Here is a 14,329-nt window from a genome sequence, read left to right as displayed (position 1 = left end):
GAGTGGCCGCGGGAGGCGGCCACTCTCATTGGTTCCCAAGCTGTGCGTCAGCCTTGTGTTTTTGCGAAACGGGCCAACAGGGCGTTGGCTTCGGTCTCAATGGCTTTGAAAGCCGCGTCGACGTCCGATTCACCGGTCAGGATACGACCATATTCGCGGTTCATGATGTCGCGGATCTGCACGTAGAAGCCCATACGGTAGCCCTTGGTGTGATCACCGGCTGGCAAGGTCAGCTGCTTGATGCCCACTTCGGCGGCAGGGAAACGCTCGTAGTGGCCATCGCTCGCCGCGGCTTCATATGCGGCTGTGGTGATCGGCACATAACCAGTTTCCTTGTGCCAGAAATACTGGGTCTCTGGCGCGGTCAGGAACTTGAAGAATTCGGCTGTGGCCTTGTTTTCCTCAGCAGATTTGCCGGACATCGCAAAGAGTGCCGCCCCCCCGATGAAGGTCTGTGTAGGCTCTGTTGTCACAGCTTCCCAATAGGGCAGCATGGTCGCGGAAAACTCAAACCCGAGGTCTTTCTGGATCAGACCACCGAAAGAGCCCGAAGAGCCCAGCCACATGGCCACCTGGCCTTCTTCGAAGGGCTTGGCGTTGTCGCCCCAGCCGGTGCCGTACCATTCAAACAGGCCCTGCTCTTTCCAGTCCGAAAGCGCTGTGAAATGCGCCTTGATCGCCGGGTTGTCGATCAAGATCTTGGTGTCGGTGCTGTCATAGCCGTTGTTGTTAGAGGCAAACTGCAGGTTGTGACGCGAGAAGAAGTTCTCGGTGAAAATCCACGGCAGGTGCGATTGCGACAGCGGAATATAGCCCGCTTCCTTCAGCGCTGGCGCGGTGACGGAGGCAAACTCTTCCCATGTCTTCGGCGGGGTCACACCGGCTTTTTCAAGCGCGTCGATGTTGTAATACATGATCGGCGTCGAGGAGTTGAACGGCATGCCGATCATCTTGTCGTCGCTGTCCGCGTAGAAGTAGCGCACGCCGGTGATGTAGTCGTTGATGTCGAAATCGATACCGTTGTCGGCCAGCAGGTCGGCCACCGGGATGGTCGCGCCCTTGGCTCCGATCACCGTGGCGGCACCGGCGTCAAAAACCTGAATGATGTTCGGATGCTCGCCGGCGCGGAAGGACGCGATGCCTGCGGTCAGGGTTTCCTCATAGCTGCCCTTGTAGACGGGCGTGATTTTGTAGTCATCCTGGCTGGCATTGAAATCTTCGGCCATCTGATTGACGGTTTCGCCCAGCTGCCCCCCCATAGCGTGCCAAAAGGTAATATTGGTTTCAGCAAAGGTTGCCGTGGTCGTCAGACCGAAGGCAGCCGTTGTTGCTGCAATCTGCAGAAATTTCATGTCAGGCTCCGATGTTGTCACCGCGTGAGTGCGGTGAATGAGATATTGTTTTAGTGGCGCAGCGCCACATTGGCTTCCCTGTGCAAAAGTCGAGTGTCGACATACGCAAGCGTCGCGATATGAACACGGAACACTCCGTGGACATTCGAAATATGCACGCGTGTTCACATAACTGTCAAATTTTACAAGTATGTGACGGTTCGGAAGGTTTTTGAAAAAAATTGAGGACCGTCGCGATGGCCCATGATCGCCCCCTTGCCGACCGCGCGGCACAGCCCCGTCGCCGGGCGCGCGTAACCGCTGCTGACGTGGCGGAGGCGGCTGGTGTGTCTCGCTCTGCGGTGTCGCGCGCCTTCACGCCCGGCGCCTACCTGGATGCGGATAAACGCCAGCTTGTGCTGAAAACGGCAATGGATCTGGGGTATCGCCCGAACGCGCTCGCCGCCAGTCTGCAGGGTGCTGCGACCGATCTGGTTGGCGTGGTGGTCGGGGAGCTGAGCAACCCATACGACAGCGAATGGTTGGCGGCGCTGGTGTCTGCGCTGAATGCCTCGGGCAAGTGGCCTATCGTCCTCGGCGGACAGGCGGAGGGGCTGGACGAGAGCGTCACATCGATTCTCTCCTACCCGCTGGACGCGCTGATCGTGCGCGGCGGCAGCCTTGGCGAAGCGCTGATCGACAACTGCACGAAACTCAACATCCCGGTGATCTTTTCGGGCCGCGTGATATCGCATCCGGCCATCGATTGTATCGCCTGTCGCAACCACATCGGCATGGTGCAGGCGGTGACCCTGCTGTTGGAGAGTGGGCGGCGACGCATTGGGTACATCGGCGGGCCACCCACCCTGTCATCCGAGCAGGAACGGCTGGCGGGCGTGGTCGAGCGGTTGGCAGAGGCCGGGCTGACCCTCGCCGCGCAGGTGACCTCCGACTACAGCTTTGGCGGCGGGCAGTCGGCCATGCGCACACTCTTGCAGGACACATCCCCTGACGCGGTTGTCTGCGCCAATGACGCCATGGCGCTTGGGGCCCTTTCCTTCGCCCGAAACTGCCGGAACCTGACGGTGCCGGAGGATCTGGCGATCATCGGCTTTGACGACATCGCGATGGCGGCCTGGGCGGAGTTTAATCTGACAACGGTCCGCAACCCCTTGGCCAAAACCGTCGATGAGGTGCTGCGTCTGCTGGAAGGGCGTCTGGCGAACCCACAGAAACCGGGCGAGGTCGTCATGATCGACCCGGACCTTGTGAAACGAGGCACGCACTAGCCCGCGATGGACACTGCATTGCGAACCGCCGCACCAGAGCACTGGCCTTCCCGCGCAGCAGATTGTTACATGAGCCATCACATGCGGGAGTACCCATGGCCCATCCACCCACAGAAACTCACCATCCTCGCCGTGTCGAACACCTCGGCATCTGGTCTGCAGGAGCCCTCAAGTTCAAAGCCTACAGCATTCTGGCAGAGGGCAGTGCCATAGGCGACGACATGGTTGCCCTGGCGCAATCGATCCTGCTGGAGGACGTTGTGCCGCGCGCCCAGCACGAGGGCGAGAGCAATGACCTGGGCTTCGTTTTCGTGCATCCCGGCGCTCTGGGCCTGACGATTTCAGTGCATTGGTGGTGTCAGGGATCGGTCCTCTGCCAGCACAATTATCGCCGGGTCTATGGCGCGACCGCCCCCCTTGATACACGTGACCGGCCGGTGATTGCCTGCGTCTGGGAACTGGCGTTGATCAACGCCGAACAGGAGGCCTGGCGCGCAACCATGATGGGCCCGGTACCCGATCCGCAGGCGTATCTGAACCGGCCCGCGGGTCTGGAGACGGTCTGACACCCGCCGTTAAGACAGGCCTTCGGCATGCTGCGGCAGCCCATCGGTGATATCGCTGCCGGCCACCTTGCTGCTGACCCACATGTGGCAGGCAGGTTTCGCCACGAAGGGCGGCTCGATCGTCTCGGCGAGCACGCCGATGATGTCCGGAAACCTGTCGGAGGTGTCGAACATGACGGTCCGGCACCGGCTGCAGGACACGCGTTCCGTTCGCGCACCGGACGCCGCAAAAAAGGACGTCACGCTCTGCGGTCCGGTGATGGCGCCGTGCCCTGTGCGGAAGAAGGCCGTTTCACAAAACGACCGACCGGTCGCCGCGCGGCAATCTGCGCAATGGCAGATCACCTGCATCACCGGCGCCGCGGTGGACTGAAATTGCAGCGCTCCACAGGCGCATTTGGCGGAAATCGATGATGTCACACAACTACCTCCCCTTGCGCAGGACATGCCGCCCTGCCCCGCGCCTGTCGTTATGCACAGGCGCGCTGCTTGTCCGTGCGCCCCTTGAAACGCGCCACCTTGCTCGTCTGCGGCTCCTCCTGCGCCGGATCGCCAAAGATGTCCTGGGCCCGCTCGCGCAGCCACCGGATGGCTGTCTGCACCCGCAGCGTCTGCACCGTGTCGGGATGCGCATGCAGATGCAGGACGCGGGTGATCTCATAGTCCGGATGAGCAATGCGCTGCAGCGCCGGGTCGACATCTCCGACGCAGACCGGCAGCAACCCCTTGCCCAGCCCACCGGCAACCGCACTGCGCACCAGCCGCGCGTCATTGGCCGTCAGCTGCAGGGCCTCTTCGGGTTTGCGCATCTTCTCGAGAAACTTGGCGGGCGCGCGGCGGGTGGCGCTTTCATCCATCATGGACACCCACGGCAGATCGTCATGGTTGGCGCCACGGGGTCCGTAAACGGCAAAGGGCACCTCCGCCAGCTTGATGGCAAACTCACCCATCTGCGGCGGATCCTCGAACCACAGAGAAATCGTTGCCGCCGTCCAGAGCGATGCGGTGGGCTGCCCGGAGGCCAGCCGCAGCGACATCTGCGGGTGGGCCTTTGCAAAGGACGGCAGGAAGCGATTTGCCAGATGTTCGAGCACCCAGTGATCACCCATGATCTGCAACTGCCCCACAGGACCCTCTTCGGGCGCTGCCGCAACCTCGGCGATGGTGTCGGCGCGCCGTTCGATCTCCACGGCGTGCACGATCAGTTTCTCACCGATCTCGGTCGGGATGATGCCGGTTTTCGATCTCAGAAAAAGCGTGGTGCCCAGCGCCGCTTCGAGCGCCGACAACCTGCGCCCGGCCGTTGACTGGTCAATCCCCAACATGACAGAGGCCCGCGTGAGCGAGCCGGAACGGACAATGGCCAGCAAAATCCGCAGATCATCCCAATTCAAATTCACGACCCGAAACCCCTCGTACCTCAATGTAACGCCATGGCTTTTGCAGCGGCCCAGCCAATCTCATTCACCATCGGAAGTGTGACACGGTCATGCCATCACCCGCCTGCGCGCGCTCAATACTCATTTCAAAAGACGACCGTATCCGGCGCGATACGGCGCCCGCCGAGGATTTCAGAAGCGGTGGAAAGAATCCTGACAGAGTCATGACCAAACCCTGACGTTGGGCCCGTGCCTCAGGTTTCCCCACCGGTGCGCGCGAGGAACGACGGGGCCATATCAAACCTCCGGATCAGATCCGCGGCGTGCTGCGCATGCTCTTCGGCGCGGTCCTCGGCCCCCAGCAGTCCGTGCAGGCGCGACGCCGTCATATGGATGCGCGGTGTGAAGAAAACATCCTCCGCCTTTTGCGCGCAGCTCAGGGCATGGCGGGCGGCGTCCAGCCCCGCGTCGGGCTGGTCCGCCGCCAGGAAGGTCTCTGCCTTCAGCCCGTACCAATTGGCCAGCTGTACACCCGCCCCGGCAGCTTCGAAAACGGCGATCCCCTCGTCGAGCGCATCAAAGCCCGCCGCGAAGTCCTGCATCTGCCCCAAGGCCCAGCCGCGCATGACCAAACCAGTGCTCAGCCAGAAATCGAAATTGTGCTCCCGGCTGACGGCGACGGCGCGATCCGCAAAGGAAAGACACGCCGCCACATCTCCCATGAACATGAAGGGTTCCGAGCAGAGCGCGAAGTGAATGGCCTGCGCAAAGGGGTTTTCGAAGACCGCGCTCAATCCGCCGGACCGCTCAATGTAGCTTCTGGCCTGCGTGGCATCCCCCGACAGGCTGGTGGCCCAGGCCGCGTAGGCCGCACAGGCCACGGCGGAGTTTTGTGCGGGCAGCGTGGCGGGCGGTGTATCACCGGTGTTGTGCAGTCCCGACACCAGATGCGTCAGCGCCTTGACCGTCGCACCCCGGTGCAGCAGGACCTGCCCGACGCTGGCCTCCGCCTGAAGATTGAGCGCGGGGTCCTTAATCTGTGCGGCGATCTCCAGAAGCTTGCCGGCATGGCCCAGCGACTCTGTCAGGCGCCCGCTGACCCAGGTGTGAATCCACAGCCCCACCAGCACCCTGATCTCTGTCTTGATGCTGTCGATGCCACGGTTGAGGACGCGCGCGCGGGCGTAGGCCTCCCCTACATCCCGCGCGCCATAGCCGCGTAGCGCTGCGAGGGCCGGTGCCAGACATAGCTGCAGGTCAAGCTCTTTCTTCGCGGCCTCCGGAGCATCGGCATCGATCAGGGCCAGACCGTCCCGGGCAAAGGCAATCGCCTCATGCCGTGCCGAGCGACGGAGCGCGTCCCGGCTGGCGGCGATCCAATAGGAAATGGCCGTCTCGGTCGCTCCGGCTTCCTGATGATGCCAGGCAAGCCGTTCCGGCCTCGGCGCCCGCTCCGCCACCCCAGCTTCCAGCAGTGCGGCGATTTCTCCGTGCAGGCGCTTGCGATCCTGCGGGGCGACCATCGTGCAGGCGGTGTCATGGATCAGCATATGCCGGAACCCGTAGCCATCCGGCTCCGATTGCAAAAACCCCATGCGGATGAGCGGTTCAAGCGCCCTCTCGATATCTTCGCCGCGCTGACCGAGCAGAGGCGTCATCAGGTCCAGAGGCGCCGGGGGACCGATCACGGCGATGACATAGAGGAGGTTGCGCAGCCCGGCATCCAGCGCGCCAATCCGAACGGCAGTGACCGCCTGCACAGTGTCCGGCAATTCGGTCGCGGGATCCGCGCCGACCTGACATGCCAGGGCCAGTTCCTCGATGAAGAACGGGTTGCCTGCGGCGCGGCGGACCAGATGGTCTGCGGCGCCCTGATCAAAGGCTGCGGCCTCGGCATTCTGATTGAGCAACGTGACGCTGTCCGCATGCCCCAGAGGAGCAAGGTGCAGGATGCCTTCGGTCAGCGGCGGTGTATCAGTGGGACGGGTGGTCATCACGATCATCAAGCGCTTGTTGCCGATATCGCGCAGCATCGCCTCAAGATACGCCTGCGAGGTCGCGTCCAGCCAATGTGTGTCTTCCAGCACCAGAACCATCGGCTGCGCGGCACAACGGGCCGCCAGCAACCTGTCGATCAACTGGAAACTGCGCTGCCGGCGCTGATGATCGGACAGGGTCTCCAGCACCGCGCCGGGCCCGCCGGGCTCCTCACAGAGGTCTTTCAGCAAGGCCGCCTCAACGTCATCCAGACGCGTGCCCTCAGGCGCGGGTGAAAACAGCGCCAGGCACATATCCCGTATCGGTGCACGGGGCGAGTTCATCAAACTGGGCAGGCACTGCAGCTTGACCTGTCGCACCTCGGCGCCGTCCAGCGTTGCCAGAAACTCGGACACCAGCCGTGTTTTGCCAATGCCCGCAGGGCCGGACAAGACGATGCCCTGCCCCTCTCCTGCCTGCATCAGCTCCCGGCTTTTCGACAGGAACGCCATCTCTGCACGGCGCCCTACGAAGGCGGCAGGTTTCTTCTGCGGACGTGCCGGGACGCCCGATTGCATCGGCGTCATCGAAAGCAGCCGCGCCCCGCCGGGACATTGGACACACTCCGCTTCGTCCCGCAACTGGTCGCGAGTCGCGGAACTGACGATAATCTCGCCACCGGCGGCGCCCTCGGAGAGGGATCCGGATTTGCGCTCGATCTCCCCCGGCGGCGCCCAATTCACCGCCTCCTGCCCTTCTGCGACGTCGCTGTTGCCGGTATCAATCCCGATGGATAGCTCCGCGCCCGGCCCGAGCAGCGCCGCGGCCCGCAGCAATCCCAACGCGCAATGTGCCGCCCGCCGCGCACCATCCTCAAACAGGTCGTGCAGGCCGAAAGACAGGGTGAAACCGTTCGACATCATCCGCAGCAGATGCCCCTGGTTCTGATCGACAATGTCCCGGGCGCGGGCGAGAAAAGCATCCGAAAGGGGCGGGTGTTCTGGTGCGGCCTGGTTGTCTGACGTCCGCACCCGCAAACTGAGAATCGTGACCAAACGCTGTTCCCGCAGCAGTGGTGGTACGACACCCTCCTCCACTGCGCCCGATTGTGCAGCCGGTTGGCTTTCGCGCGCGCTGGCAACAAAGCGAAACCCAAGACCGTGATAGGTTTTCAGCACCTCCGGCGCGGGGCCCTCCGATGTCACCGCCTTGCGGATCAGGCTGATGGTTTTCTGCAGCGCCGCCTCGGAGACCTGCGCCGACCAGAAGGCATCCAACAGTTCGGCCTTCGGCACCACCCGATCCTGGCGTTCAATGAGATACCACAACACATCGAAAGCCTTGGGGGACAGGGGCACGATGCGGGCATTTTCCCGCAGCTCCCGCCGTTCTGTATCAAGCGCGAATGTTAAAAATCGGAAAATCATCGAATATCTGGTTTTTCGGAAATTTCAGCAAAGGTCTGGCCCATTTTATCAAGGAATGACAGAGGGGCATAGGTCAGGTGTCACAGGTAGCATCCGCGCAGGCTGGCCCTCGGTACTGCCAGCGGTCATACATCAAAGGCATCAGAGGCGCGCTGCTCCTGCTGCGTTTCAAGGCATAACACCCAGCTCACACCACGCAGAAAAGCAGGTCCAGCACGCGCGTCACGGCTAAAATGAGACAGATCCGAGGGTAAAAACAGGCTACGCGCGAGCCCGTCCTTTTGGAACCCACAGACCCGCATGACGGTCCTGCAGGCAAGCACGAGAGGTTCCTACAAAGGTCAAATCCCTGTTGCAAAACACCAAGGATGTGCGGTGTCGCCGCGCGATGACAGGAGCGGTCACGCAATCGATCTGCCGCAACCGGGATATCGCGCCCACCACCCTGCTCCGGGACCCTGGGGACGCAATAGAAAATATGCGCGTTTTGATAGATATGGCTTATGAGAGAGCGCTCAAACCGAATGACGACCCCATTCATTTCCTTGTAATAAATGCATTTTTTCCGAATTCGATTGAGTTGGGCGGACTTCCCGTCCGCGGTTGACCTCAAGCAGGCTTGAGGCTCTAGCATGGCCCGGTCACCAGGAGGGAGGATGTTGTGCGTGTCTTCATAACCGGCGCCACCGGAACGATTGGAACGGCAATTCTACATCAGCTTGTCGCCGAGGGGCACGAGGTCACGGCCTTGACCCGCTCCCAGACCGCGCGCCAGTGCATCATGGCCGCGGGGGCCACGCCCTATGCGGGCGATCTGCGTACGCCGGACGACTGGGCCCGCCAGGCCGTCGGCCATGACGCCATTGTGCACACGGCCGCCACGTTTGAGGACGACATGGCCAAAGTGGACAACGGCGTCATCACCGCGCTGTTGGAAAGTGTCAGGAAACGGCGACACCGTCCGCGCCTGCTCTACACCGGCGGTTGTTGGCTTTACGGAGAAACCGGGGACCGGGTTGCCGACGAAGAACACGGCTTTGCGCCCCTGCCCGCCTTCGCCTGGATGGTCCGGCATGCCACCCGACTGCTGGCATCGCCCGATTTCTCCACGGCGATTGTCCATCCGGCAATGGTTTATCATCGAACGGGCGGTGTGTTGGAGCGTTTCATGTCCGACGCGGCACAGGGGCGGCCTATTGAAATCTGGGGTACGCGGGCAGCACGCTGGCCGATCATTCACCGAACGGATCTTGCCGATGTCTACTGCGCCCTGCTCATGCGTGGCGATCTTGTCGGTCACTTCAACGCCGTGGCGGAAGAAGGTGTGCCCGTCCGGGAGATTGCGGATCACATCGCGAGGCATCATGGCTCCCATCACCCGCATGTCGTGGTGCCGACCGAGACGCTGGTTGCACGGCACGGCGCATGGGCGCGGGGACCGACCCTGGATCAACAGATGACAGCGCAGAAACTGCACCGGCTTCTGGGCTGGACACCGAAACACGGGGACTACCGCGCCTCCGACCTCTTCGACCAAGGGAAAGGATGACGGCACCAAACATCTTGTTTTGAACCAGCGCGTTCTGGCAAACGCAGGCCCGATTGGGACAACAAAGCCGACACCCCCCTTTCCAAGGCGTCCCGTCTGAGGAAGACTAGCCCTTCTGTCACAAGAAAGCTCCAAAATGGCGTCAAAGACCGTAGACCAGATCATGTTTGAGCCGCTGCAGCTGCCGTGCGGTACGATCCTGAAGAATCGGCTTTTGAAGGCGGCCATGTCGGACGCGTTGGGCAACGGGGAAGGATTGCCAACGCCCGCACAGAGCAGGTTATACGCACGCTGGGCGGAGGGCGGTGTTGCCGCATCGATCATCGGCGAAGTGCAAGGCACATCGCAGTTTCCCGAAAGCCCGGGCAATCTTGTGCTTCAGCCTGACACACCAGCGCCGTTTGAGGACCTGGCCAAGGCCGGACAGGCCCATGGCGCGGGGTTATGGGTGCAACTTGGTCACGCCGGGGCGCTGGCCCATCAGGAGATCAGCCAGCGCGCCGGGCCAAGCGCCATCGACGTGCCCGGTTTGACCTGCGCCGCGATGACCCTGCAGGAGATCCGGAAGCTGCCTGATGAATTTGCGCGAACGGCCCGGACGGCCAAGGCCATGGGCTTTGGCGGCGCAGAGATCCACGCGGCCCACGGGTTTCTGCTGAGCCAGTTTCTCTCGCCTCTCTTCAACACGCGCACCGACCTCTACGGCGGCTCACCGGAGGCGCGTCGACGCCTCGTGCTCGACGTGATTTCGGCGGTGCGCGATGCCGTGGGCAACGCCTTTCCGCTGGCCATCAAGATCAACGCCTCCGACATGCTGGACGGCGGGCTGACCGAGGTGGAGGCGCTGGCGCTGATCGACGCGCTGGAGGCCTGCCCCATCGATCTGATCGACATCAGCGGCGGAACCTATTTCCCGGGCGCTGCCGCTTCCTCCGACGGGGCGGGCAAGGGCCCCTATTTTGCTGAATTCGCCCGGCAGGCACGTCAACGGACGGCAAAACCCTTGATGCTCACCGGCGGGGTCAAGACCTTCGCGCAAGCCGATGACCTGCTCTGTGCAGGCTACGTGGATGTCATCGGCCTGGCGCGCGCGCTGGTGCTGGAGCCAGACCTGCCGCATCAATGGCGGCACGGCGATACTCGACCCCCCGCATTTCCAAAGCTGGTCTCAACCGAGGCTGGGGCCGTGACGGCGTGGTATACAATGCGCATCGCCGCCCTGGCAGAGGATCGAGAGGCTGAATTCTCAATGGAGGCCTCTGACGCACTTACGCGGATCAAGCTGCAGGAGGCCGCGAAGGTTGCACGCTGGAAAAACCACTTCTCGAGCGTGTGAGACAGCCGGCACGCACCTGGATTTACTGAGTTGCGCAAGCAATGCGCATGCGTGGAGAGCACTTCAACATCAGCACGTAACAATATGATTTAAGTTGATTAGTGCTGGTTGATTGATGGCAAACTGACGGTCACCCGGCTCTGAGAGTGCAAATCAAGTTTCCGCCCGCATCCGTGCGGACACTGCCGCGACAAAGGCAAAGCTCTGTGCCGCGCCCTGCTCCATGCGCTCTGCCGCAGCGGTGTCACGTCCGCGCCGTTCCATCAGCGCCACCAAGGATCGCCAGGTTTCCTTGTCCAGACGTTCGCTGATGAAAGCCTGAGACACGCCCGGCAAGGCCTGCGCGATGTTGGCTCGGAAACTGGACCTGCCAAAAGATGCGCCATGCGCCACGTAGAGCCCGCCAAGCAGCGCCTCCTCCGTGTCAAAACGCAGCTCGGTTTCCACCGCGCACGGCGGCCCAACATCCGTCAGCAGGTGCGCGCACACTGACTGCAAGGACAGGTCGGGCCACGCCCCCGCCCGCCGACGCGCCTTTTCGACGGCCTCGTAAAAACACTGCAAGACCCGCAAGGCGGTCTGGTAGCACCGGGGCGTGATATCGGGGGCCGTCAAACGGCCCAGCACCGGGTCGTGGTGCAATGCCTCGTGCAGATCGCGTGTCGTCAGCGCAATATGTGCCCGGACGCCACCTCGAACAAGGGTCAGTTCTGTCACGTCTCGATCTCCGCCAACGCGCAACGCAATTCATCCTCCCGGATCGGCTTTTTCAGCACGGGAGAGGAGGCAAACATCCCGCCAAGCTTCATCGTATCGCCGTAGCCTGTCACAAAGATAAAAGGAATGCCCCGCGCCGCCAAGGCCTCCGCCACCGGCTCCGAGGTCTGGCCAGCCGTCAGGTTGATGTCGAGAATGGCAATGCCGGGGTCCAGACGATCCAGTTTTGCCAGCGCGTCCTGCACATTGAGCGCCGTTTCGACCGTCTCAAAACCCACAGTTTTCAGAACCCGTGCCGTGTCCAGCGACACCACGTAATTGTCTTCCAGCAACAGACATCTGGCTTTCGTGATCTCCATGTTTCCGGGTGCGACGGGATCCGGGAAGGGAGAGCTTGAAACAACGTCCAGCGCCTTGAGCGGCACCTTGTCCACCAGCACGGATTCCGGCAGTGTGAGCACCGCCCGCAACCCCGCGCTGTGATAGTCCAGCTCGACCTTCCCATCCAATTCAAAGGGGACAGAGGTTTCGATCAGCGTGGTCCCGAAACCCTTAACCTCCGGGGGTTGAATTTCCGGCCCGCCATGCTCTCGCCAGTTGACCCTCAACCCGTTGTCCCCGCGCTGCAACTCAACCGATACATGGCCCTCGGGCCGGGACAGCGCCCCGTATTTTACGGCATTGGTCATCAGCTCATGCACGACCAGCGCAAACATCGGTGCCAATTCAGACCGGATGCCAACGTCCTTGCCCTGCACGGAGACGCGCCGGTCTTCCTGATTGTAGGGGGCGGCCTCCAGCTCCAGAATCTGCATCGCCGTAGCACTGAGGTTTGTCTTTTCCGCCCCCAGATCATGCGCGGATGCGACCGCCGAAATGCGGGCCTCCAACGCGGTGACATAGCTTTGGATGGAGCCGTTATGGGTCAGCGATTGCTGGGACAGCGACCGGATCAGAGCGAGAATATTGCGGACCCGGTGGTTCAACTCATCGATCAGCAAAGACTGTTGACGGTTGGTCCTTTCGATCAGCGCCTCGCGTTCGGCACTGACCAGCATCGACCAGATTTCCTCTGCGATCGATTTCTGATCCAGGGTCCAGGGCTCCGACGTCCCGCGCACTTCGGCCTTGTACTGCGCAAAAGAGCTTCGCGGGTCCAGCCGGGCCACGCCGTCCACCTTGATGACCGTCTTTTCCGGCGCGCCGGCCCAGGACACGGCCTCTTGCCGGTCCTTGCGAAAGAAGATGACCACGCTGTCTTCAGGCAGCTTGGCCACCAGTATCCCTGATATCTCCGGCCCACATTGCGCTGAAATGGTTGGATATTCCTCGCTCAGGCGCGAAGAGGAGGTCACACCGGGTTCGAATTCACCGGTCTCAAAGATCTCTGCCAACCCCTCTCCGGGCGGCGTGATACCGGTTGTGAACACCGCCTCCTTGAACAGCATGGCGGCCCCGTCGGCCTGCATGGCCTCTGCCAGATCTTCGACCATTGCGGCCTCGAAAACCTCGGCGCTCGTTCCTTCGCTGCGCCCGTTTGTCACCTTTCGACGCAAATCGTCAGTTTTCAAAAGCCGCTTCATATGGGCCGCCTGCTGGATGCTCTCCAATTGCAGTTTGAAGAATTCCGCAAAGTTGCGGCACAGCTGACGCATCCGCTGGCTGGGGTGCCGCGGCTTTGTGTGATTAAACGAAATGATCCCCCAAAGAGCGTCCTTGATCACGATGTTCAATGTGAAGGTCGCCCCCGTCCCCATATTGCGCAGGTACTGCATGTGAACACCGGAAACGCCGCGCAGGTGTCCCGCCGTCATGTCCAGCGGCGGCAGCGCGGGCGTCGCGGCCAGGACAGGAACAGGCATGCCGTCCACATCTGCGATATAGCGCATGGCGTTCTTGAGCATGATTTTACGCGCCTGTGCGGGAATGTCCCAGGCGGGAAAATGCAGCCCGAGATAGGGGTCCAGCCCGGCAACAACGGCTTCGGCCTGTACCCGACCATGCCCTTCGGCGTCGAACTCATGTATGGTGACCCGGTCGTAGCCGGTGAGCATCTGCAAGAGCTGAACCGTCTTGTCGAACAGCACCGACGTCTGGTCCACAGACCGCAACTGCGATGTCAAAAACTCCAGATCCCGCAGCGTGTCGGGGGCCGCGGTTTCCAGCAAGGTTGCCGGTTCAAACTCAAAAAGCGTGCACCCGGGTGCGGGCGATGCGGTAACGATGACCTCCCGTCCAAAAATCTCCAGAAGCCCCAGTTCATTCACCCTTTGACCAGTGTCCTGATGGATCATGCCGTTGAGCAGGGCATGTCTTTCTTCGCGCTGACACAGAGCGTTGAGCGATTGCGACAGCAAATCCGTCGCCGCCCGGCCGAGGATGTCAGACGTGTTGATGCTCGCATAAAGAACCTGCAGGGTCTGGTTGCAGACCGCGATCATCGCGCCATGTGACTGGATCGTGCCGGGGATGTGCACGGGTTCGGCAGCGCAGTGTTTCAGCGCTGTGATCAGGTCTTCATCTGAACTCCGAGCGTGCATCATATTCCTCCGGATACTCCGCGTAATCAGGCTCCTTCTCTCTCAAATCCGTCGCAAAAAGATGGCCTGATCGTGCCTGCAATTAATGGATAGTTTACCCTGCCAAAAATAGCCACCGATGCCTGGGCGGTCCCGGATCGGCGCCGCAACCGCGGTCCGACTTTCGCAAAAACCGGGTGCAATGCGCTGCGACCGAAACCATGGCCGTTCCCTGCCCG

At 61.8% G+C, this 14,329-nt stretch carries 10 protein-coding genes; 4 read left to right on the top strand and 6 right to left on the bottom strand.

The genetic code is table 11. The annotated features are described in order from the left end of the window. Positions 1-47: 47 nt before the first annotated feature. Positions 48-1,352 carry an extracellular solute-binding protein gene (locus ISX84_RS04230; protein ID WP_195819058.1) on the bottom strand — a complete coding sequence of 435 codons (1,305 nt, stop codon included), beginning with the start codon at positions 1,350-1,352 and terminating at the stop codon, positions 48-50. A 236-nt stretch (positions 1,353-1,588) separates the two neighbouring features. Here ISX84_RS04230 and ISX84_RS04225 point away from each other — a divergent pair, with 236 nt between their 5' ends. Together ISX84_RS04225 and ISX84_RS04220 are read left to right on the top strand one after the other, a co-directional pair. Beyond that, positions 1,589-2,620 (top strand): LacI family DNA-binding transcriptional regulator, encoded by a 1,032-nt coding sequence (locus ISX84_RS04225; RefSeq protein WP_195819057.1) that lies wholly within the window; start codon positions 1,589-1,591, stop codon positions 2,618-2,620. 95 nt (positions 2,621-2,715) lie between these two features. Next, complete coding sequence (locus tag ISX84_RS04220) at positions 2,716-3,186, top strand: hypothetical protein (RefSeq protein ID WP_229884061.1); 471 nt, start codon at positions 2,716-2,718, stop codon at positions 3,184-3,186. 9 nt (positions 3,187-3,195) lie between these two features. On the opposite strand, the gene ISX84_RS23530 is transcribed toward ISX84_RS04220, so the two are convergent. The 3 genes from ISX84_RS23530 to ISX84_RS04205 all read right to left on the bottom strand — a co-directional run bounded on the left by ISX84_RS23530 (position 3,196) and on the right by ISX84_RS04205 (position 7,969). Continuing rightward, the gene (locus ISX84_RS23530; protein ID WP_442800613.1) at positions 3,196-3,537 is read right to left on the bottom strand and encodes a GFA family protein; all 342 of its coding nucleotides are present in this window, start codon (positions 3,535-3,537) and stop codon (positions 3,196-3,198) included. Between the two features lie 119 nt (positions 3,538-3,656). Next, the gene (locus ISX84_RS04210) at positions 3,657-4,586 is read right to left on the bottom strand and encodes a LysR family transcriptional regulator (protein ID WP_195819055.1); all 930 of its coding nucleotides are present in this window, start codon (positions 4,584-4,586) and stop codon (positions 3,657-3,659) included. Between the two features lie 233 nt (positions 4,587-4,819). Continuing rightward, on the bottom strand, positions 4,820-7,969 hold the full coding sequence (locus ISX84_RS04205) for an ATP-binding protein (protein WP_195819054.1): 3,150 nt from the start codon (positions 7,967-7,969) through the stop codon (positions 4,820-4,822). 661 nt (positions 7,970-8,630) lie between these two features. Here ISX84_RS04205 and ISX84_RS04200 point away from each other — a divergent pair. Together ISX84_RS04200 and ISX84_RS04195 are read left to right on the top strand one after the other, a co-directional pair. Next, positions 8,631-9,518, top strand: coding sequence for an NAD-dependent epimerase/dehydratase family protein (locus tag ISX84_RS04200; RefSeq protein WP_195819053.1), 888 nt, complete (start codon positions 8,631-8,633; stop codon positions 9,516-9,518). 136 nt (positions 9,519-9,654) lie between these two features. Further along, complete coding sequence (locus ISX84_RS04195; RefSeq protein WP_229884059.1) at positions 9,655-10,854, top strand: oxidoreductase; 1,200 nt, start codon at positions 9,655-9,657, stop codon at positions 10,852-10,854. Positions 10,855-11,007: 153 nt separating this feature from the next. On the opposite strand, the gene ISX84_RS04190 is transcribed toward ISX84_RS04195, so the two are convergent. Then, entirely contained in the window at positions 11,008-11,571 is a 564-nt protein-coding gene (locus ISX84_RS04190; protein WP_195819052.1) for a hypothetical protein, read from the bottom strand. Further along, a complete protein-coding gene (locus ISX84_RS04185; protein WP_195819051.1) occupies positions 11,568-14,111 on the bottom strand; it encodes an HWE histidine kinase domain-containing protein in 2,544 nt (847 codons plus the stop codon). The genes ISX84_RS04190 and ISX84_RS04185 overlap by 4 nt, the downstream gene beginning before the upstream one ends. Positions 14,112-14,329: the final 218 nt, after the last annotated feature.

It is taken from the genome of Roseobacter sp. MH60115, from assembly GCF_015644665.1.
In the GTDB taxonomy this organism is placed as follows: Bacteria; Pseudomonadota; Alphaproteobacteria; order Rhodobacterales; family Rhodobacteraceae; genus Roseobacter.
Note: the sequence above shows the minus strand (reverse complement) of the source record. Positions and strands in the feature narration are given on the sequence as shown.

Excerpts from the sequence above, each read along its gene's own strand:
- ISX84_RS04225 (WP_195819057.1), top strand. The coding sequence starts at position 1,589 with ATGGCCCATGATCGCCCCCTTGCCGACCGCGCGGCACAGCCCCGTCGC.
- ISX84_RS04220 (WP_229884061.1), top strand. The coding sequence starts at position 2,716 with ATGGCCCATCCACCCACAGAAACTCACCATCCTCGCCGTGTCGAACAC.
- ISX84_RS04205 (WP_195819054.1), bottom strand. The coding sequence starts at position 7,969 with ATGATTTTCCGATTTTTAACATTCGCGCTTGATACAGAACGGCGGGAG.
- ISX84_RS04230 (WP_195819058.1), bottom strand. The coding sequence starts at position 1,352 with ATGAAATTTCTGCAGATTGCAGCAACAACGGCTGCCTTCGGTCTGACG.
- ISX84_RS04195 (WP_229884059.1), top strand. The coding sequence starts at position 9,655 with ATGGCGTCAAAGACCGTAGACCAGATCATGTTTGAGCCGCTGCAGCTG.
- ISX84_RS04185 (WP_195819051.1), bottom strand. The coding sequence starts at position 14,111 with ATGCACGCTCGGAGTTCAGATGAAGACCTGATCACAGCGCTGAAACAC.
- ISX84_RS23530 (WP_442800613.1), bottom strand. The coding sequence starts at position 3,537 with ATGCAGGTGATCTGCCATTGCGCAGATTGCCGCGCGGCGACCGGTCGG.